This window comes from Arthrobacter sp. B0427-1-12 (genome assembly GCF_059092905.1).
Window position 1 is genome coordinate 21,677 of sequence record NZ_JBNHIC010000024.1, and the last position, 18,230, is coordinate 39,906.

At 67.3% G+C, this 18,230-nt stretch carries 26 protein-coding genes; 10 read left to right on the plus strand and 16 right to left on the minus strand.

Annotated elements, in window-relative coordinates; genetic code table 11:
* The first annotated feature begins 2 nt into the window (after positions 1-2).
* The gene (locus AC5RWU_RS14645; protein WP_494032569.1) at positions 3-3,500 is read left to right on the plus strand and encodes a TM0106 family RecB-like putative nuclease; all 3,498 of its coding nucleotides are present in this window, start codon (positions 3-5) and stop codon (positions 3,498-3,500) included.
* A gap of 2 nt (positions 3,501-3,502) precedes the next feature.
* Here the strand turns inward: AC5RWU_RS14645 and AC5RWU_RS14650 are convergent, their stop codons facing one another.
* Together AC5RWU_RS14650 and AC5RWU_RS14655 are read right to left on the minus strand one after the other, a co-directional pair.
* Complete coding sequence (locus tag AC5RWU_RS14650) at positions 3,503-3,871, minus strand: HepT-like ribonuclease domain-containing protein (RefSeq protein ID WP_494032568.1); 369 nt, start codon at positions 3,869-3,871, stop codon at positions 3,503-3,505.
* Between the two features lie 59 nt (positions 3,872-3,930).
* A complete protein-coding gene (locus AC5RWU_RS14655) occupies positions 3,931-4,383 on the minus strand; it encodes a helix-turn-helix domain-containing protein (RefSeq protein ID WP_494032567.1) in 453 nt (150 codons plus the stop codon).
* A gap of 211 nt (positions 4,384-4,594) precedes the next feature.
* Between AC5RWU_RS14655 and AC5RWU_RS14660 the strand changes: the two genes are divergently transcribed.
* Positions 4,595-5,617, plus strand: a complete 1,023-nt coding sequence (locus AC5RWU_RS14660) for a DUF808 domain-containing protein (protein WP_494037042.1) — start codon at positions 4,595-4,597, stop codon at positions 5,615-5,617.
* A gap of 18 nt (positions 5,618-5,635) precedes the next feature.
* Here AC5RWU_RS14660 and AC5RWU_RS14665 read toward each other — a convergent pair whose 3' ends face one another.
* Together AC5RWU_RS14665 and AC5RWU_RS14670 are read right to left on the minus strand one after the other, a co-directional pair.
* The gene (locus AC5RWU_RS14665) at positions 5,636-6,229 is read right to left on the minus strand and encodes a hypothetical protein (RefSeq protein ID WP_494002595.1); all 594 of its coding nucleotides are present in this window, start codon (positions 6,227-6,229) and stop codon (positions 5,636-5,638) included.
* A gap of 107 nt (positions 6,230-6,336) precedes the next feature.
* Positions 6,337-7,347 (minus strand): NYN domain-containing protein, encoded by a 1,011-nt coding sequence (locus tag AC5RWU_RS14670; protein ID WP_494031977.1) that lies wholly within the window; start codon positions 7,345-7,347, stop codon positions 6,337-6,339.
* A gap of 122 nt (positions 7,348-7,469) precedes the next feature.
* On the opposite strand from AC5RWU_RS14670, the gene AC5RWU_RS14675 reads away from it, so the two are divergent.
* The 3 genes from AC5RWU_RS14675 (at position 7,470) to AC5RWU_RS14685 (ending at position 8,795) form a co-directional block, all read left to right on the plus strand.
* Positions 7,470-7,844: a class Ib ribonucleoside-diphosphate reductase assembly flavoprotein NrdI gene (locus AC5RWU_RS14675; protein WP_494031976.1), complete on the plus strand. Its 375-nt coding sequence runs from the start codon at positions 7,470-7,472 to the stop codon at positions 7,842-7,844.
* A 19-nt stretch (positions 7,845-7,863) separates the two neighbouring features.
* Positions 7,864-8,133 (plus strand): hypothetical protein, encoded by a 270-nt coding sequence (locus tag AC5RWU_RS14680; RefSeq protein ID WP_494031975.1) that lies wholly within the window; start codon positions 7,864-7,866, stop codon positions 8,131-8,133.
* Between the two features lie 479 nt (positions 8,134-8,612).
* Positions 8,613-8,795 (plus strand): hypothetical protein, encoded by a 183-nt coding sequence (locus AC5RWU_RS14685; protein ID WP_494031974.1) that lies wholly within the window; start codon positions 8,613-8,615, stop codon positions 8,793-8,795.
* 885 nt (positions 8,796-9,680) lie between these two features.
* Here AC5RWU_RS14685 and AC5RWU_RS14690 read toward each other — a convergent pair.
* The 7 genes from AC5RWU_RS14690 to AC5RWU_RS14720 all read right to left on the minus strand — a co-directional run bounded on the left by AC5RWU_RS14690 (position 9,681) and on the right by AC5RWU_RS14720 (position 12,548).
* On the minus strand, positions 9,681-10,001 hold the full coding sequence (locus tag AC5RWU_RS14690; RefSeq protein WP_494031973.1) for a hypothetical protein: 321 nt from the start codon (positions 9,999-10,001) through the stop codon (positions 9,681-9,683).
* A gap of 77 nt (positions 10,002-10,078) precedes the next feature.
* Positions 10,079-10,531 carry a hypothetical protein gene (locus AC5RWU_RS14695; protein ID WP_494031972.1) on the minus strand — a complete coding sequence of 151 codons (453 nt, stop codon included), beginning with the start codon at positions 10,529-10,531 and terminating at the stop codon, positions 10,079-10,081.
* A gap of 80 nt (positions 10,532-10,611) precedes the next feature.
* Complete coding sequence (locus AC5RWU_RS14700) at positions 10,612-10,794, minus strand: hypothetical protein (protein ID WP_494031971.1); 183 nt, start codon at positions 10,792-10,794, stop codon at positions 10,612-10,614.
* Positions 10,795-10,972: 178 nt separating this feature from the next.
* Positions 10,973-11,221, minus strand: a complete 249-nt coding sequence (locus AC5RWU_RS14705) for a hypothetical protein (RefSeq protein ID WP_494031970.1) — start codon at positions 11,219-11,221, stop codon at positions 10,973-10,975.
* Positions 11,222-11,276: 55 nt separating this feature from the next.
* The gene (locus AC5RWU_RS14710; RefSeq protein WP_494031969.1) at positions 11,277-11,480 is read right to left on the minus strand and encodes a hypothetical protein; all 204 of its coding nucleotides are present in this window, start codon (positions 11,478-11,480) and stop codon (positions 11,277-11,279) included.
* The gene (locus tag AC5RWU_RS14715; RefSeq protein WP_494031968.1) at positions 11,477-12,298 is read right to left on the minus strand and encodes an ATP-dependent DNA ligase; all 822 of its coding nucleotides are present in this window, start codon (positions 12,296-12,298) and stop codon (positions 11,477-11,479) included. Before AC5RWU_RS14715 ends, AC5RWU_RS14710 begins: the two co-directional genes overlap by 4 nt.
* Positions 12,299-12,311: 13 nt before the next feature.
* A complete protein-coding gene (locus tag AC5RWU_RS14720; RefSeq protein WP_494037043.1) occupies positions 12,312-12,548 on the minus strand; it encodes a hypothetical protein in 237 nt (78 codons plus the stop codon).
* 175 nt (positions 12,549-12,723) lie between these two features.
* On the opposite strand from AC5RWU_RS14720, the gene AC5RWU_RS14725 reads away from it, so the two are divergent.
* Positions 12,724-13,281 carry a hypothetical protein gene (locus tag AC5RWU_RS14725; protein ID WP_494031966.1) on the plus strand — a complete coding sequence of 186 codons (558 nt, stop codon included), beginning with the start codon at positions 12,724-12,726 and terminating at the stop codon, positions 13,279-13,281.
* On the opposite strand, the gene AC5RWU_RS14730 is transcribed toward AC5RWU_RS14725, so the two are convergent.
* Entirely contained in the window at positions 13,278-14,366 is a 1,089-nt protein-coding gene (locus AC5RWU_RS14730; protein WP_494031965.1) for a hypothetical protein, read from the minus strand. The two genes, AC5RWU_RS14725 and AC5RWU_RS14730, sit on opposite strands and share 4 nt — an antisense overlap.
* A 203-nt stretch (positions 14,367-14,569) precedes the next feature.
* Between AC5RWU_RS14730 and AC5RWU_RS14735 the strand changes: the two genes are divergently transcribed.
* Complete coding sequence (locus AC5RWU_RS14735; protein ID WP_494031964.1) at positions 14,570-15,421, plus strand: metallophosphoesterase; 852 nt, start codon at positions 14,570-14,572, stop codon at positions 15,419-15,421.
* A 61-nt stretch (positions 15,422-15,482) separates the two neighbouring features.
* On the plus strand, positions 15,483-15,770 hold the full coding sequence (locus AC5RWU_RS14740) for a hypothetical protein (protein WP_494031963.1): 288 nt from the start codon (positions 15,483-15,485) through the stop codon (positions 15,768-15,770).
* A gap of 23 nt (positions 15,771-15,793) precedes the next feature.
* Here AC5RWU_RS14740 and AC5RWU_RS14745 read toward each other — a convergent pair whose 3' ends face one another.
* Together AC5RWU_RS14745 and AC5RWU_RS14750 are read right to left on the minus strand one after the other, a co-directional pair.
* A complete protein-coding gene (locus AC5RWU_RS14745; RefSeq protein WP_494031962.1) occupies positions 15,794-16,480 on the minus strand; it encodes a DUF6308 family protein in 687 nt (228 codons plus the stop codon).
* Between the two features lie 94 nt (positions 16,481-16,574).
* Positions 16,575-16,910, minus strand: coding sequence for a hypothetical protein (locus tag AC5RWU_RS14750; RefSeq protein WP_494031961.1), 336 nt, complete (start codon positions 16,908-16,910; stop codon positions 16,575-16,577).
* 43 nt (positions 16,911-16,953) lie between these two features.
* On the opposite strand from AC5RWU_RS14750, the gene AC5RWU_RS14755 reads away from it, so the two are divergent.
* Positions 16,954-17,184 carry a hypothetical protein gene (locus AC5RWU_RS14755; RefSeq protein ID WP_494031960.1) on the plus strand — a complete coding sequence of 77 codons (231 nt, stop codon included), beginning with the start codon at positions 16,954-16,956 and terminating at the stop codon, positions 17,182-17,184.
* On the plus strand, positions 17,181-17,393 hold the full coding sequence (locus AC5RWU_RS14760) for a hypothetical protein (protein WP_494031959.1): 213 nt from the start codon (positions 17,181-17,183) through the stop codon (positions 17,391-17,393). Before AC5RWU_RS14755 ends, AC5RWU_RS14760 begins: the two co-directional genes overlap by 4 nt.
* A 19-nt stretch (positions 17,394-17,412) precedes the next feature.
* Here AC5RWU_RS14760 and AC5RWU_RS14765 read toward each other — a convergent pair whose 3' ends face one another.
* The gene (locus AC5RWU_RS14765; protein WP_494031958.1) at positions 17,413-17,691 is read right to left on the minus strand and encodes a hypothetical protein; all 279 of its coding nucleotides are present in this window, start codon (positions 17,689-17,691) and stop codon (positions 17,413-17,415) included.
* Positions 17,688-17,813 (minus strand): hypothetical protein, encoded by a 126-nt coding sequence (locus AC5RWU_RS14770; protein WP_494037044.1) that lies wholly within the window; start codon positions 17,811-17,813, stop codon positions 17,688-17,690. Before AC5RWU_RS14770 ends, AC5RWU_RS14765 begins: the two co-directional genes overlap by 4 nt.
* Positions 17,814-18,230 lie beyond the last annotated feature (417 nt).

Here is an 18,230-nt window from a genome sequence, read left to right on the forward strand (position 1 = left end):
GCTTGTTCAATCTCGATTCCGCGGCACCGGGCACCCCCGGCACCCTGGTCATCTCCGCCAGCGACGTCGTGGCGGCCACCGCCTGCGAGTACGGGCTGCTGCGCGCCCTGGACGCCAGGCTGGGCCGGGCGCCGAAGCTGGAGAGCGAAGATGGCATGCTGGCCATGACCGCCGAGCTGGGTGAGGCCCACGAGCGGCGGGTGCTGCGCCAGTTCCGGGACCGGTTCGGCGACGGTGTCCTCGAGTTCCCCTCGAAGCTGGACTACAGCGATCCGGAGGCCCTGCGCCAGGCCCACGCGGACACCATTGCTGCGCTGCGGGACGGCTACGACGTTGTCTTCCAGGCTGCGTTCTTTGACGGAGCCTTCACCGGCCGCGCCGACTTCCTCGTGCGCCAGGCGGACGGCTCCTACGCGGTCTATGACACCAAGCTGGCCCGGCACGCCAAGACCTCCGCGCTGCTGCAGCTGGCCGCCTACGCGGAACAGCTGGAAGCCGAAGGGATCCCGGTCCACCCGCGGGCGCACCTGATCCTGGGCGACGGTACGGTCAGCTCCCACAGCGTCGCCGGCATCCTGCCCGTCTACCGGCAGCACCGCGACCTGCTGCTGAACCGTCTGGAAGCCCACCGGACGGGGTTTGCTCCGGCAGCCTGGATGGATGCACAGTGGGGCAGGTGCTTCTCCTGCCCGGACTGCGAGGAAGCGATGGCTCAGGCCGATGACCTGATGCTGGTGCACCGGATGACCCGCACCCGCCGGGCCCAGCTGCACGCCGAGGGCATCACCACCCTGGCCGAGCTGGCGGCCCTGGACCCCGAAGAGGCCGCCTCCGATCCGGTGCTGGCCCGGCTGCGGGAACAGGCCGCCATGCAGGCCGGCATTGACCCCGGCGACGGCAGCATCGGCGGCGTGGACTACCGGGTGCTGCAGGAGCACACCCTGGCCGGACTGCCGGCGCCCAGTGACGGGGACATCTTCTTCGACTTCGAGGGCCACCCGCTCTGGCGCGATCCGGCCGACGGGTCCTGGGGGCTGGAGTACCTGTTCGGCATGGTTGAGACCGACCCCGACGACGGGCCACAGTTCTCTTCCTTTGTCGCCCACGACCGGGCCCAGGAGCGCACCGCCCTGAGCGGGTTCCTGGAGTACGTGGCCAAGCGCCGCCAGGACTACCCGGACATGCACGTCTACCACTACGCCGCCTACGAGAAGTCCGCGCTGCGCCGGCTGGTCCAGCGCCACGGCGTCATGGAGGACGTGCTCGACTCCATTCTGCGCGACGGGGTGCTGGTGGACCTCTACCAGGCGGTCGGGGACAGCCTGCGCATCTCCGCGCCGTCGTACAGCATCAAGAAGCTCGAACCGCTCTACATGGGTGATGAGCACCGGGACGGGGTCGACAACGCCGCAGACTCCGTCACCGAGTATGACAAGTACGCCCAGCGAACTGTCGAGGGGAGGCACGAGGAGGCTGCCGAAATCCTGCAGGGCATCCTGGACTACAACGAGTACGATTGCGTCTCCACCCTGCGCCTGCGCGACTGGCTGCTGGGCCTGGCGGACAGGTTCCCGGAGCGGGCACGTACCGCCGCCGCCACCAGCAAACCGCCCAAGCAGACCGTCGACGCGGTCCCGGCGCCGCTGCGTGCCCGGCTGGAGGCCGCCCGCGCCGCCGGCACCCTCACCGGGGATGAGAAGGCCCTGGCCATGGTGGCCGCCGCCGTGGACTTTTACGCCCGGGAAGCCAAGAGCGGCTGGTGGGAACACTACGACCGGCTCACCTCGCCGGTGGAGACCTGGGAGAACGCCCGGGGCACCTTCGTCGCCGAGACGGCCCGGATCCTGCACCCCTGGTCGATGGCCTCCGGCGGCACCGGCATGGAACGCATCCTGGAGCTGACCGGCCGGCTCGCTCCCGGCTCCGGTCTGAAGGAAAACGACACGTGGCTGGAGCTGTACGAGGCGCCGTTCCCGCACTGGGCCGAACCCGGCGCCCGCGACTCGCGGGTCTACAGCCGCCGCAAGACCAAAATCATGACGCTGGAGGAGACCCCGGACGGAATCCACACCCTGATCGTCAGCCAAACCGCACCGGACAGCACGGGCTGCTTCGAGCAGCTGCCGATGGCCCTGGTCGAAGAGTTCCGGGACATGGGCAAGTACCTGGCACCGGCCGTTCAGCGCCTCGCCGAGAAGGTCTCCGGAGCCCTCCCGGAGCTGCCGAAGCATGCGGACCTGGACCTGCCGCGCCGGGTGCCGCCGCGCCTGGCCACCCTGCCGGAACTGCCTGCCGTCACCGGCGGAGACTTCGCCGCCGCCATCACGGCCGCGGTCCGGGACCTGGATGACTCCTACCTGGCCGTGCAGGGTCCGCCCGGGACCGGCAAGACCTACACCGGCTCGCGCGTGATTGCCCGGCTGGTCCTCGAGCACGGCTGGAAGGTCGGGGTGGTCGCCCAGTCGCACGCGGCCGTGGAAAACATGCTGGACGCCGTCCTGCAGGCCGGCGTGCCCGCATCCCGGGTCGCCAAGGAACCCAAGGACAGCGGCGACGTGCGCCCGTGGACGGAGCTCAAAAGCACCGGCTACCGGCGATTCCTGGCCTCCTCCGGCGGGGCGGTGGTTGGCGGGACCGCCTGGAAGTTTGTCAGCGACAAGAAGTTCGATGAGCAGGAGCTGGACCTGCTGGTGGTGGACGAGGCCGGCCAGTTCTCCCTGGCCCACACCCTGGCCGCCTGCCGGGCAACCAGGCGTCTGCTGCTGCTCGGGGATCCGCAGCAGCTGCCGCAGGTCACCCAGGGCACCCATCCGGAACCGGTCGACCAATCGGCGCTGGGCTGGCTGGCCGACGGTCACTTCACCCTGCCCGCCGAGCTGGGCTACTTCCTGGACACCTCATGGCGCATGCACGACCAATTGTGTCGGGCCGTCTCCGCCCTGTCGTATGAGGGCCGGCTGCATTCGGCCCCGGCCGCCGACGAACGCGTTCTCTATGAGGTTGAGCCCGGCGTCGAGTGCGTGCCGGTCGAGCACACCGGCAACACCGTGGCCTCCCCGGAGGAAGCCGAGGCGGTGGTGAAGCAGGTGCGCACCCACCTGGGCCTGCACTGGCATGAACCGGACCTCAACGGGGGAGCGGACCGCAGCCGCGAACTCGGACCGCAGGACATCCTGGTGGTCGCCCCGTACAACGCCCAGGTCGAGCTGATCGCCCGGCACCTGGAGGACGCCGGCCTGGCCGGGGTCCGCGTCGGCACCGTGGATAACTTCCAGGGCCGGGAGGCGCCGGTGGTGATCGTCTCCATGACCGTCTCCTCCCCGGAGGACGCGCCCCGCGGCATGGACTTCGTGCTGCAAAGGAACCGGGTCAACGTCTCGGTCTCCCGCGCCCAGTACAAGGCCGTCATCATCCGCTCACCCGAACTGACCCGCTACACCCCGAACCGGCCCGAGCAGCTGGAGGAACTGGGCGCGTTCATCGCCCTGTGCGGCGACTGAGATCAGATTCCGCCGAGCTTGGCCGTCATGTCGGCAATCTGCCGTTCGAGCTCGGGAAAGCTTTTCAGGGCCGTGTTCCAGATGATCCGGTAATTGACCCCGGCGTAGTCGTGCGCCAGGAAATTTCGGGTGCTGCGAATGTAGCGCCAGGGGACCTGGGCGTTGTCTTCCCGGAACGACTCGGGCAGCCTGTCCGCGGCCGTGGAGAGATTGATGATGATGGCGGTCATGGCGAGCCGCTGCGTATCGTCCTGCGGGTCAAAGAAGGCAGCCTCTCCCCGGCTGACGATGCGGCGGGCCGACACAAGGAATCCGACCATATCGGCCAGCAGCTTGCGGGAACGCTGGGCGTCCTTCGCCTCGCGGCTCAATTGAGGTTTTGCTGCTGTCCGAGGGGTGAAACCTTCGCCGTCCGGTGGACTTGCGGTGCTCAGAGCGGCACCGCCTCACCGCGGATGCGGTTCATGATCTCACTGTCACCGTGGTCGGTCACCACATCCACCCTGGTGCCCAGGAGCTGGCGCAGCTCGGTCTCCAGACCTGCCAGGTCGAAAATGGTCGCATCGTCCTCAGGGGTGACGAGCAGGTCGACATCGCTGTCCGGAGTGTCGGCTCCGTGCACGCTGGAGCCGAAGACCCGGACATTCCTGACGTGCATGCGTTTCGCCAAATCCAGGACCGCCTGCCTGTTCTCGAAGAGTACGATTGAAGGGCGGCGCCGGGCCGCCCTCAGGATTGTCTGCAGGGTTTCCGGGCGGGGAACCCTGGCCCCTGATTCATAGGCGGAGATATTCGGCTGTGGCACCCCGGCCAGCTGGGCCAGGCGGGACTGGCTCAGGCCGGAGCGACTCCGGGCCTCGCGGATTTGCTCGGCGGCATCCATGCGGCAATCATATCGGTGCGATATAGCAAGAAGAAGCATTGTGCCGGCTGAAGGATCCAGACGCATTGCCTGCAGCCTGAAGGTGTTCCAGGGCCCGGTAGAAGGTCAGGCCGTTTCCGGGGCATTTGTATACTTTGAGCATGCCGATCACGCGCCTCAACCGTGGCCTCCACGCCCATCAGTCCGCCCCCGAGCAGTGCGGGGGCCGTCTGTGAGCGGCGGTCTCGTCGCCCTGCTGGACGACGTCGCAGCCCTGGCCCGCATAGCGGCCGCCTCGGTGGACGACGTCGCTGCCGGGGCCGCCAAGGCGGGGGCCAAGGCCGCCGGCGTGGTGATCGACGACGCCGCCGTCACCCCGCAGTACGTATCCGGGGCGGACCCGTCCCGCGAACTGCCGATGATCAAGCGGATCTTCTGGGGCTCGCTCCGGAACAAGCTGTTGATCATCCTGCCGGCGCTGCTGCTCATCAGCGCCTTCATCCCGGGGGTCATCCCGTTCATCCTCATGCTGGGCGGCACCTACCTCTGCTACGAGGGTGCCGAGAAGGTCTGGCATAAGCTCCGCGGCCACCACGCGGCCGAAAAGGCGCCGGCGGTCGAACAGGGCCCGGAGGCGGAGGCTAAGGTCACCAAGGGCGCCATCACCACCGACTTCATCCTGTCCTGCGAGATCATGGTCATCTCGATGAACGAGGTGGCCGACGCGTCCTTGTGGGTCCGGGCGCTCATCCTGGTCGTCGTGGCGATCGCGATTACGGTGCTCGTCTACGGCGCCGTCGCACTCATTGTCAAGATGGACGACCTCGGCCTGCACCTGACCACCAAGGACTCCGCGGGCTCGCAGCGCTTCGGCGCTCTGCTCGTCAAGGGCATGCCCGCCGTGCTGGCCGCGATCACCCTCGTTGGGACGATCGCCATGCTCTGGGTCGGCGGCCACATCATGCTCCAGGGGGCGTACGATCTGGGCTGGCACGCTCCGTACGACCTGGTCCACGTCCTCGAGACCCCGTTCGCCGGGATCCCGGTGGCCGGCGGCTTCCTGGCCTGGCTCGTGAACACCCTGTGCTCGGCCGTCCTCGGAGCCGCCTGGGGCCTCGTCGTCATGGCCATCTTGCACCCCCTGCTCAAAGTGCTGCCGTTCGGCAAGAAGAAGGGCGGGCACGAAGAGGGCGACGTCCGCGCCGCCGTCGCCGGCTATCGCCCGTCGAAACGCGAGGCCGATCCCGCCTCCTAGCCTGATCGAAGGCACCCCTTAGATGAGGCCGACGCTGCCGCCCTGCTGGGAGGGGTAGCGCTTGCCCAGCAGGGACAGGGCGAACTCCTGGTCCTCGGCCGTGGCGTCAGGGTTGATGCTGTGCCGTGCTGTTACCAGATCGCCGGCCAGCCGGCCGAGCAGCTGCATCTCGAACCGGGCCTTGGAGGTGTCGCCGGAGTCGAGCAGCCCGACCACTTTCGTGACTCCGGTGATGACTCCGCCCAGGCCCACCAGCGCGTAGCCGGCGTCCAGGAAAGCAACCTTCGGGGCGCGGTTCCAGTCACCGCACTGGGCGCGCAGCCAGTCCTCGTCGGACAGTTCCGGGCTGTCGCCGACCCAGGTGCGCCATCCCTCGTCGAGCTGGCGTGCGGGAGCGGTCTGGATGAGCGGCAGCCTGCCGTCGGCACTGGTGACGGTGTCCGCCACGCGCAGCGGTGCCAGGTCTTCGCGGGTGAGGCTGGCGATGTAGCCGGCCTGCAGGAGCTTGCCCAGCAGATGCGGGGTGGTCAGCGCGTACTTGGCCGCCGCGCCGACGGAGAGCACCTCGACGGGTGCGGGGGAGGGGGTGAAGGTGATCTTGGGAAGTGCCATCGGAACGCCTTTCAGAACGGGTTGCTGACTTCCCCTTTATCTTATGCATTTATTGAAAAGCCAAAATGGGTAAATGGTTGACCTGATCGCCGGCCACAGTTGATCGCTCAGGAGGTCAGCTGGTCCAGCTTCTCCCAGAACGCCTGGCGCAAAGTCCGGCGGACCGCCTGCAGGTCGGTGCCGGCTTCCCCGATCCGCTGGGCGCAGTCGCGCAGCAGCACCCGGTCAATCTCCTGCGGCAGCAGCGGCCGGTCCGCCAGCACCTCGTTCAGCTCCCGCTGGGTGGTGCTGCCGTACCAGTTCGCGGCCACGCTCTCCCCGACCTCCTCGGCAGTCTCCAGCAGGGCCTGCTCATGCATCGCACCGCCGGCTCCGTACCCGGAACCGGCCGCCCCGGAACTGTAGACCAGCTGGGACTCCGGCCGCCGCGGCGGGACCGGGCGGGCAGACGGCAGGGGGGAGGCCGGTGGCCCGGGCTTGGGCCGCGGACGCACCTCCGCGCCGGGGGATGCAGGGAAAGCGGTCATTGGGGACGCCGGGGCGGGGAAGGGTGCCGGTTCCCTGGTCACCGACCGGGTGAAGCACTTCTCGATCAGCTCCTCCGGCAGGGTGATGATGCTGTCCACCCGCAGTGCCAGGTGCTCAGCCACCGCCGTGACCCCGAGCCGGTGGGTGGGCTTCTCCACCCCGATCAGCACCACCTTCATGCCCAGGTCCTGGGCCGCCTCCACCGCCTCGGCCAGATCGTCGTCACCGGAGACCAGGAACGCCACCGACGCAGCCCGGTTCCGCGCGATCCCTACCAGGTCCAGGCCCAGCTTCAGGTCCACGCCCTTCTGCTCGCCGCTGTAGGAAATCCGGCCCAGCCGGACTTTGACATCGGGCAGCAGCCCGATCTTTTTATGCTCGTCGGTAAAAAGCGCGTCCCGGGAGGCGTCGTACCAGTGCACGCGCAGCACATCCAGGCCGCAGTAGTCTTTCGCGCAGGCCATGATGCCCTCGATCAGGGCCCGGTAATCCACGGAAAAGGCCGACCGCAGCGACGTTCCGGCCACATGCTGGCCGCCGACGGCCATCAGGAAACCGGCATCCACGAAGACCGCACTTTGTTCCCTCATGCCCCTGATCCTACGGCAGCCAGAACGGCTTTTGCCGGGTCCGTGCACCCGTGGGAGGCCGGGGCGCATAGAAGTATGGCAGGTCCACCGGCAGGCGGCGGACCGGACAAGGAGCAAGGCATGTGAGCGGGCTGATCTATTTCTCCTCGGTCACCAACAACACCCACCGGTTCGTGCAGAAGCTCGGGCTGGAGGCGTTCCGGCTGCCGCTGCGTACCGCCGAGGACGCCGTCATCGCTGACCGGCCCTACGTGCTCGTCGTTCCCACCTACGGGGGCGGCAACGGCCTGGTGGAAAGAAACGAGGACTTCCATTTAGGCCGGCTGCGAATTGGCAGAAATCCCGCTCATCTGGGAAGATTCCTGTCATCTTCGCCCCGGGGCAGCCGGACAAGCTGCCCGCCGGTCCGGTGCCGCTGCAACGGCGCCGGTCCTTTCCGGCTCCAGATGCCTGGACCGGATGCTGAACCTGTAGACCGCAACAGCCCGGCACAGTAGCCGGCAGGAAGGACGCAGTATGAGCATCACAGTCACCCATAAGCCACGGACCGCCACCCGGGTCTGGAACATCTGGGCAGAAGGCTTCACCGCCACCGGCAAGACCTCCACCGCCTGGCAGCTGAACGAAACCCCGGTCCGCGCTGAATCGTTCGACGACGCGGTCCTGATGCTTATCGCCGCCTCCACCAACAAGGCCCTGTTCGACCGGGGGCGGGACGGTGAATGGCGGTACTGGGGCTGCCGGCTCTACGACAATGAGGCGGACGCCCGCGACTCCTTCGGCTGAAGCCGCACCCAAGCACAGGCCCCGGGCTGTCATCGGTCCGGGGCCTTCGTGCGTTCCGGGCGGGTACCGGTGACGGCTGACCGCTAACCCCTCCCAGGAAGACAGCCACGATTATGCTCTACTCCGAAGAAACTATGCGGGCATGGCCTGCCAGGACATTGACGATCTGCTGATCGCCTTCACCGGCGCGGTCATGGCTGCCGCCGCAGATCCGTCCGCCGGTGCGTGCGGCTAGGCGGTTCTCGCTGCGGCGCTGCGCGCACAGGACCTGCTCCGCTGGCCGGAAGACACCCGCGACCTCCATGTCGGCTGAACCGTGGAAGGGCCGGCGGATACCGCGGCGAGGGCCGTGCGCCCGGACTGGATCAAGCCGTTCGGTTCCAATGCCCGGGAAGCGCTCGAGTACGCCGCTGCCTGCCGGACCGTCAACATCCCGAACCGTCTCTACTGGAGGTTCCGCACCCAACCCCAGGGGAACAATGAGGATCTGTTCCGCCGTGGACGTCTCCGGTGACCTGGCGAAGCTGGACCAGATCCAGGTCAAGGGCCACGCACCGAAGATCGGCTACGACCGGGACCGATTCAGGGCCGCTTGGAATGACACCAGCCTGCAGGCCGATGAACAGGCCATGCCTCAGGCCTCGGTGTCGAGTCCGGCATAGTCGAGGGCGTTGGTCGGGTGGGCCGGGGTCGCCATTCGATCCGCAGTCTCTCCGGCAGCTTCGCGTCCCCGCCACGGCCGACGGCGGCACCGAGCGGCGCAGCCGCAGCACATTGAACCGGCATTATGGTTTGACGCCGGACAGGATCAGCCGTCTTTCCGGGGCGCAGCCCCTTGCCTTACGGAACGGGCAACGCACCGGACACCAGGACGCCAAACGGTACGGCCCGCCCTCCGGGCGCGCAGCGCCCTTATCGAATCCCGGAACGCAAGACAAGACGCCCAACAGGACGGACCACGGTCCCGGGGCGAAGCCCCCTTGCAGCCAGCACCGCGGAGGCCAAAACGAAAACGAAGCGGACCACGGAACCGGGGCGAAGCCCCTGGACAACAAGTCGACGAACTGGACGGATCGCAGGGCCGCGCAGCGGACCACGACGGCACGAACGGACCGTGAAGGTCAGAACAGGAGCAGCGGAGCAGGCGGTGACGGCGGGAGCGCAGCGACCAAGTCAACCCTGCGCAGCGGGCACCGCACCCGCGGGCAGGGCGCGCAGCGCCCAGCCCAGCGGAACGCCCGCGCAGCGGGGAACGAAACGAAAACGGCGGGGACGCGCAGCGGCAACGCCAGGAACACGGACCGGAACACGGAACGCGCAGCGGAACGGGGCCGGCGCAACGGACACCAGGACGGACACCGGATCGTTCGCGTAACGGGTGAGGGCCGCCAGGCCCGAACCTTCTTAATATGCCCGACAGACCAGCGGCTCAAACATTTTTCTCAGACCGGACCGGCATTGCGGCGATCGCCGGGCCCGGCGCTATCGCGCCCGCACCGACCCGCCGGGGCGGGCCGGGCAGGAAGGGCTGGATGAAGGTGTGAGGGTCAGCGGTAGTAGCGGTCGGTGTCTGCCACGCGGCGCTGTTCGGTCTGGACGCTGTCGGGCATGACGCCGTCCTCGTCGGCGGAGCCGGGCAGTTCGTGGGTTTCGCAGGGGCGGGTTCCGGCGAAGCCGTGGTTGCGGCAGTAGGGGTCGGAGGATCCGTAGTCGCCGCAGCTGCAGCAGTAGCAGTTGGTGCGTTCGACCAGTTTCCAGTCGGAGGCGGTGACGGTGCGCGCCCAGACTACGCCCGGGTCGGTGCGGGTTTCGGTCCAGCGGTAGGTGCCGTCGGTCTGAAGTTCCGGCTTCGTGGTCTTGATGGTCATGGCGGTGCTCCTCGGGATGGCGGTGGTCGCTGCACCTGTCATGTGTGCGGAGGAGGCTGCCGCCCTTCCCAGGCTGTTCAGCAGCGGGCGGGGTCCGGGTGGATGACGGTCAGTTCGACGACGTCGAAGATGGACCGGTTCCTGCCGCGGGACTTCATGGTCCGGTGGGTGCGGGCGGTGTCATCGGCGCGGGTGCGGGTGCGGTAGATGCCGCCGCTGAGGTGGCGGGTTCTGGCGTCCTGGATGCTGACGGCGCCGACGGCGTAGCCGGCGTGGGTGCCGGCCGGCGGAGCGGTGAGGGGGACGCGGTGTCCGGTGCCCGCCGGGTCGCGGTCGAGCAGGGTGACCTGGGCGATGTCATAGAAGTGCTTCGTGTCCCGGCACCGCAGCGTGTCGGCGTACCGGCGGGCATCATCGAGCACCGTGTAGACGCGGGCGCCGTCGTGGCTGTTCAGCGTCGGCAGCCCCGGGGTGCGGCCGGGCTGGGGGCGGACGGCGGTGATGATGGTGTAGCCGGTCGAGTCTTCCATGCAGCCCATGTGTGCGGCGACAGCCGGAGCGCTCGCCGGCCAAGCGTTCAGGCATGGTGTGCTCAGCCGGTGGTTGGTGCTCAGTCGGTGCGCAGGATAGAGGTGATGAAGCCGAACACAGCGACCGCGTAGAGCCAGGCCGCGCAGACCATCATCAGCCGGAAGCGCGGCGGGTTGAAGCTGTCCGGCAGCGCGTACTGCGCGGCGGCAAAGTTCAACGCGAGTCCACCGAGGCACAACAGGAAGACGGTGAACAGACTCATGCACACAGTATGCGCCGTCCAGCCGCGGGCAGGGGTGGGCCGGTAATCACTCTGCCTGGAGGGAGGCGGTACGGCGTGCGGCACCCAGGACGGCGGCGGTGTCTCCGCGGCGCAGCAGCTCCCATCCGGTCGGACTACCTTCACCGCCGGAGCTGCCGGCCAGCCACAGGGCCCAGGTTCACGGATCGTTCGCTCCGGTGGCCAGGATGTCGAGCGCTTCCTTGAGCCCGGCCACGGTTGTCCGGTCATGGAGGAACTGGGCCGTCGGGTAGAAGAGCGGGCCCTCCATGGAGGGGAGACCAAGCAGCCGCCGGTGGTGGACGCAGTCGTCCAGGGCCTGCGCAGTGACGCCCAGCCAGCCGACGAGACCGGGCGTGTCATAGAACGGACCTGCGACCTGAAGCATTCGTTCCTCGGTGTCGCTCACACAGGCCTCCTTGGTGCCTTGATAGAGCCAGCGTAGCCGCGGCCCTTGGCGGAAGCTATGGCGTCTGCCGGTCAAGCCGCTCGGGCAGCTTCACGTCGTACGGATCGAGTTCGGGCCGGGCGCGCAGGTATCGGACCAGGTGCCGGAAGGATTCGCCGGTCCAGGTGGCGTCGGCGGAGATCTCCACGACGATCGGATCCACCGGAATGGCCTGGATGGTCTCGCGGCCAAAGCGGCTGGTGCCGGCCAAGTCGTTCATGGTCCAGGGCCAGTCATGCCCGGCGGGGTGCAGCAGCCGGCCCAGGTCACGGGCGGCCGCAGTCTTGATCGGCAGTGACCGGCCGACCACCTGCAGACGCCCTTCGACGGGGAGGCGATGACGATCCGGTCGGGCCGTTCCAGGGTGCCGGTAACGGCGGGGCAGACGACATCGACGGTGGACCGGTGTTTGATTTTGAGCCACTGGCGTCTCCCGCCCCGGTATTCCTGGCCGCGTCCCTTGGCCAGAATTCCTTCGACGCCGGCGGTGTGCAGTTCCTCGAACCAGGCGGCGGCCTCCTCCGGGTCGGTGGTGGCGGCGGAAAGGTTCAGCGGCGGTTCCCAGTGTGAGGTGAGTTCCTCAAGCAGTTCACGGCGCTCACCCAGGGGGATGCTGCGGGTGTCATGGCCGGCGACCGCCAGCAGGTCGAAGGCAATGAAGGAGGCCGGTCGGGCGTGCACCTGGCCGGCCAGGTTCCGGGGTGAGGCGCTGATGCGTTGCTGCAGTGCGGGGAAGTCGAGCCGGCCGCCGGACCAGACAACTGCTTCACCGTCGACGGCACAGCCGGGCGGCAGCTGTTCGGCGGCAGCCTGGGCCAGGTCGGGGAAGTTGCCGGTGAGGTCGGTGCCCTGTCGGGAGATGAGGGCGGTCGTGTCGCCGTCGCGCAGGATGACGATCCGGTACCCGTCCCACTTGGGCTCGTACAGGGCACCGCCGTCCAGAGCATCAGCCTCGGGGATGGCGTCGACTTCGCGGGCCAGAGCAACCTCAACCGGCGGGTGCAGGGACGCCGGCATCCGGGTGTCATCCACCTCCACGGGAGGGGTAAGCCTAGACGGTAAGCGGCAGGCGGTGGGCTGGTTCCCGGGCCGGGGTGCTGACGGTGAGGGTGCCGTTCTCGTCGCGGATCAGGTGCGCTACCCCGTACAGGCCGGCGTCGCGCTGCCCCTGGGCGATCATTGACTCGCGGCTGCCGGTGACGGCGGCGGCGAACGGGTTGTCGATGCCGACGCGGCGGTTGCTCCAGCGTCCGTTCTCGCAGTAGGTTTCGACGTCGCCTTTAGCCATGGTGGTGCGGCCCTTCAGGTTGGTGCGGGGTGTCCGGGGTACAGAGTACCGGGCCTGACCGGCGCGCAGTGAAGGGGACGTAATGAGTCTTGGCAACCGCTCACCGTGGCGTCATGCCGGAGAGGGTCTTGGGCTGTACGGTAGAGGCAGTTTTGAGCGGGGAATGGGCGGAAGTATGCGTGACGACGTAACCGGGCGGATCTGGGACACCGAGGTGCAGGCCTTCATTGCCGCCTGCACCCACCGCGGGCTACACAACATTGAACTGAAGGAAAACCCGGTCGACGGGGACGGGTCCCTGCTGCAGGTGGACGCCCTGTACCGGAGCCGCCGCGGCGCGCTGGTGCCGGTGCGTCTTCGGTGGGAGTGGTACGACGGGAGCTGGGCGCCGTTCATCTTCGTGGGCAACCACTCCTGCCCGGTGTTCAAGAACCACCACGACTACTATCCGGTGGCCCGGCAGGCCCGCCTGTGGTGGGAGCGGCGCACCCTGGGAGCCGCCCTGCTGGGGCTGGCCGCCATCTACTTCAAGGCCCACGCCGTCAGGGGCCGTCTGCACGCCGCACGGCTGCGTGAGGTCCGGACCGAGGAGCGGGCCCTGCCCGGCCTCGTGACCGCCGGCGACACGGAACTGCGGATGGCCGAAACCCAGCAGCTGACCCTGGCCACCCTCAACGACCTGGCTTACCTGTACGGCAGCCGGATCAAGCCGGGGAGCGAAGACCCGGCCTAAAGGTTCACGGGCCGGCCGGTGTGCAGCCGGGCGGTCGCGTTCATCAGGGCCAGCAGGTCTTCGTCCGCTTCCCGGATCGCCTTTACTGCGTCGGCGTGGTCAACGCCCTCCTGCAGGTGTTCGGCCAGATCCTCCCGGTGCATTCCTGCCACGTCCTCGGCCACATGCACCAGCTGGTGCAGATGCTCCAGGATGTGGGCGATCTCTGCCCGGGCCTCCAGCGACAGTTGCGGCAGGGAAGCGTCAAGATCGACCTCGCCGTGGGCCTCGATGCGCTGCCCGCCAACGTCAATCCAGTGGACGGCTGAACCGTCGGTTCCGGTGTCCCAGAAGATGCGCAGCCGCTGCGCCTGGTCGTCGTCTAGGCCGAAGGAGTCGGCGGAGATGTCAATGGCCTGCAGCAGGCGGGGTGAACGTTCCAGGACCACCCCGGACAGGACCGGGGTCTGGCACAGTTCGTCGAAGAAGGCCAGCGCCTCCTGCCAGTTGTCAAGTTCCTCCTCGTCCTCATCCGCGTGGTCATGGTTCCCGTGCACGTGGCCCAGCATGTAGTCCAGATCGGTGTGATCAGGGCCGCCGCCGGCAATGGTGTCGTTCAGGTCCTGACAGACCGCAGACAGGGCGCCGCTGAGCATCAGGCTGGCTAGCGCCGCGCCGGTGCGGTGCACCGCCTGCAGGTTGGCGGCGGCATCAACCAGACTGCGGGCGTCCTCCACGCCGAGACCGGGCACCAGCAGACCCGGATCGTCGATAAAGGCCAGATAGTCCGCGGTCCGTCCGTTGATCTCGATCCAGTAGCTGAAGTCGGTGACCATGCTGGCCTCGTACTGCTCCATCGAGCCGGGGACCGACGGATTGGGGCAAGGGATGACGTCCAGGCCAGGGCTCGGGCCGTGCCACATTTTCATTACACGCATGGCCCCGGTGGAATCGTCCGTAGCAGCCTCCACCGCAATCCACAGGTGTCCGGCCTGGGACTCCGGACTGAACCGGATCCCCTCCAGGCCGGTTTCCCAGCACAGCTGGAAGAACGAATCGATCATCGACGGTTCGGGTGCACCGGGGTCCGGGGCGGAGGAAGTCATAGGGGTCTGCTTTCATGGACGGGGGTCGCTGGAATCAAAATTACCGCCGCCGGGCCTGCGCGGCAGTAGGTGGCATGTAGTCAGCATCCCTGGTTTTTCCGCCAACGCTGATCGGCTGAGTTCGGCTACCACTTCTTCTGATCCACTAGGAGAAATGCCAAGTGTGCGATGAAATGAACTAGCCGGGGGAGAGGAATGCATGGATGGACAACGGTACCGATAGCCTGCCCTTCGTGATAGCCGGTGACTGGCACGGCGACATCCAGTGGGCCAGCGCTGTCGTGAATTCAGCAGCCGCAACCGGTGTGAAGCGGATCTTTCAGGTCGGCGATATGGGCGTGATGTGGCCCGGACCGGCCAAGGGCAAATACGAGCGGCGGTTGGAGCAGCGGCTAACCGAGTGTGATATGGATGTGGTCTTTATCGACGGAAACCACGACAACCACGAGGAACTGCGGGAACTGCCCCTCGAGGACGACGGGCTAGCCCGCATCCGGCCTCATATCAAATATCTGCCCCGGGGCGGTCGGATCGAATATGCCGGCCTGATCATCGGCGGGCTGGGCGGGGCTTTCTCCATCGATTACCAGTGGCGCACCCCGGGCAAGGACTGGTGGCCCGGCATTGAGGAGGTGGAGCCGCAGGACGTCGACAAGCTCATTGCGGGCGGTCCGGTGGACATCCTGCTCACCCACGATGTACCCGCCGATTTTGCAGGCCTCTCGAGCCAGGTGTCAGGGATTTCGGCCGAGACCGAGGCGCGCTCCCGCATGAGCCGCGTCCTTCTCCAAAATGCGGTTGATTCTATCCGGCCGAGCCTGGTGTTCTGCGGGCATTGGCACCAGCGCCGCATCGGGGAACTGCAGCACAGCGACGGATCATCCACGCGCGTGGACGTTCTGAACATGAACTCATCACGCGAGGGCAATGCCGTGCTCGTCAACCCGGCGTACCACCCCTTCAGATCGAACCGCTCATCGTCCGCCGATAAAAACGGACGGCCGGTGCGGCAGGCCCCGGGATACGGAATGGTTGGTGCTCTATGGACTGCGTAAAGTCGGACTATGACCTGAGATCCCCGGTAAAACCGAATTGGAACTATCGATCCAATATCCCTTGGCTGATCCGAACGATGTGGAGCCACAGCTCCAGGCGGAGCTGCTTCGCGACAGCAGTTTGAGGGAATCCAGGATTCCTTGGGAGCAACTTTCCGTCGGCGTGAGTAGCGGCCCCACTCTTTCCACCTTCACCATCCGCCCCAAAGGTAAGCCCGAGCATCCTGGGCAAGTGGTTCTGGCCGCCAACTGGGAGCAGTTCAGGGAGATTTGTCAGGTAACTTTCGGATCCGTTCCCGCTACGGATGAGTACGACATACAGGTTGAAGGTATGGCAGCCAACGACTAATCGCACGGGCAGCGCCAGGTGCCTTACTCGGGGGCCGTGACAACCCCGTCATCTGCCGGATCCGGCGTAATGCCCTGGCGCTTCCCATACATCCATAGCGCCACGTCCATAACCCGCAGCGCCGCGATCTCCTCGGTGATGCCGGACTCCTGCCGTATCGCCGCCAATCGTTCGGGCAGGCCGGTGCCGCCCGTAAGCATGGTGTGCCATGTACGCCATTGGCCGCCCGAGTGCGGTATGCCCGTCACCTTGCGGATCACCGAATCATAGATCGGCACCAGCCGCGGCCGCTTACGGGCGATGATCTTGCTTGCCCTGGTTTCGCCGACACCCCACCGGCCGGTGTCCCGTGCCCGTACCAGGTGCCACAGCCGGGAGCCGGGGCTGTCCGCATCGTTCAGCAGCCGTTCGAAGTCCGCTGCCGGCAGGTCGGCGAGGTCCACATCCGCAGGCAGCTGGGCCAGCAGGTCGCTTACCTGGTCAGCGTAGGTCTCCAGCAGCCCGATGGCTGCCTCGGCAGGCACATCAACGGACAGGAACGAGACGGCGATCAGGTCGTCGGCCGTCAGCGTGTTCACGGTCTCCGGGCTGTCACCGCCTCCGGCCCAGTCGTCAAAGCGTTTCCCGGTCCGCGGCTGGGCGTAGTAGTCCCGCACCAGGGCGGCAGCCTCGGCGATCCGCTCCTCGGCAAGAATGTCTGGCAGCTGCATAATGCCTCCTTCAGTGTCCCGGAAGAAGCCGGAAGACCCTTCCCGCCTGCCAGCCTAACGGTGCGCCACGCAAGACACGCGACTCCCAGCGGAACTAGGAGTGCGGCCGTTCCTCGGACAGCCGCGTGATCGACAGAATCGGAGTTGTCCCTCGGAATGTCAGGATGCCGTCGCCGCGGACATCGACAATCATGGCGCCGCGTTCCCCGACCCGGAGCCGCTCGATGTGCAGCAGCGGAATCCGCTCACCGTCGCGGCGCAGGATAGAAATGGGGACATGCAGGAACCTCTCCGTCATGGCGTGTTCGGCGCGGATGCGCTGGATGTACCGCCGGCCGTCTTCCTCCACATCGACGATGTGGGCGGTCCCGCTTTCGGTCCGGACGCAGTAGGAGCCGGTCGGAGCGCCATCGTTAATCAGCTCGTCCATGCGGGCAGTGTATCGGCCGGATCCCACATCCTAGACTTGCCGCATGATGGCCGAGCAGGAGACGGTACTCGGGCTGGTGACCGCCGCGGGCGAGCGGGCAGACGAACTCGTTAACCGGCTGCTGGACGTCCTGACACCGGCCCGGGCCGTGCTGTGGCTGCAGGGGAGCGACCCGCACCTGGGAGGCGCCCGACCGACCGATGTGCTTGAACTCGAGGGCCCGGACCCCCTGTTCGAGGCTCTGGACGCCTACGAACAGGGAGCCTTCGCGTGAGCGCCGGTGCACCGCTGACCTGCATTTCCGCCCATCCGCCGCGCCCCATGGACGTCGCGGTCATTTATGACCCGGGCGAAGATGACCCGGAACTGGTCCACGTCATCTGGGAATGCGGCAGCTGCGGTGCACGGATCCGACATGACGGACCCCTCGAATATGACCCGGAGCCCTGGACGATCGACTCCACGGTAAGGCGCTCTGGATGACCGATCCAGGCTCGGCTGTTTAGACGTCGGGCTGGCCTTCAGCTTGGGCGTAGGCGGCCGCCAGGACATTGGGCAACCCCTCACGGATAGCCGTCACAGGCGTCCGTTCGGTGAACCTTGGATTGGCCCCGATAAACCATTGCCCCACCATATCCGCACCGTCGGCCTCCTCGAGGATCTGCCAGACCTGCCGCGCCAGCTCCAGCCGCGGATCATCCGGGGCGGCATCCCGGCCCGCCAGGGCAGCCGTCAACGTCGGTCCCAGCACCTGCTGAAGAAAAGCCCGGGCATCGCTCATGCGACCTCCAGCCGCTTGAACAGTTCGGCGTCATTTCGGAGGACCCAGGCCAGCCCGTCCTCAACCTCCCGGCGGCGCTCAGCCCCGGACAGCTCAGCGTCCCGCTGTTCCTCACCGGTCACAGGGATCATCCGGCCAGGGGAAACGGTGGGCCAGCGCCCTGACCCAGGCAGGGCTTTCGACTTCATCCCGCCAGTCCAGCACACACTGAAGCCGGGCAGCTGCCACAGCAACCTCCAGCGGAACACCGCCACGCTCCGTCTCCACGCCGTCCTGACGCTGTTCACCGCACACGGCCGCACGCACCCTGATGTGGGTTTTCCGCTGCCAGTCTTACCACCCAGCGCGGGGGCACCTTACCCAGCTTCCGGTCCGTGACCAGACGCAATCGGGCGGCCATGATCTGCACGCGCCGGCGGGCCTCCCGGTCCCTGCGGCTCGGGCGCTGCCGGCACTCCGGACAGCGTTCCGCGGGTGCCGCACAGGTCTCGCACATGCCGGCCTCCTTCCGCCTTGCCTCCAGTGTGCCCTCAGGACCC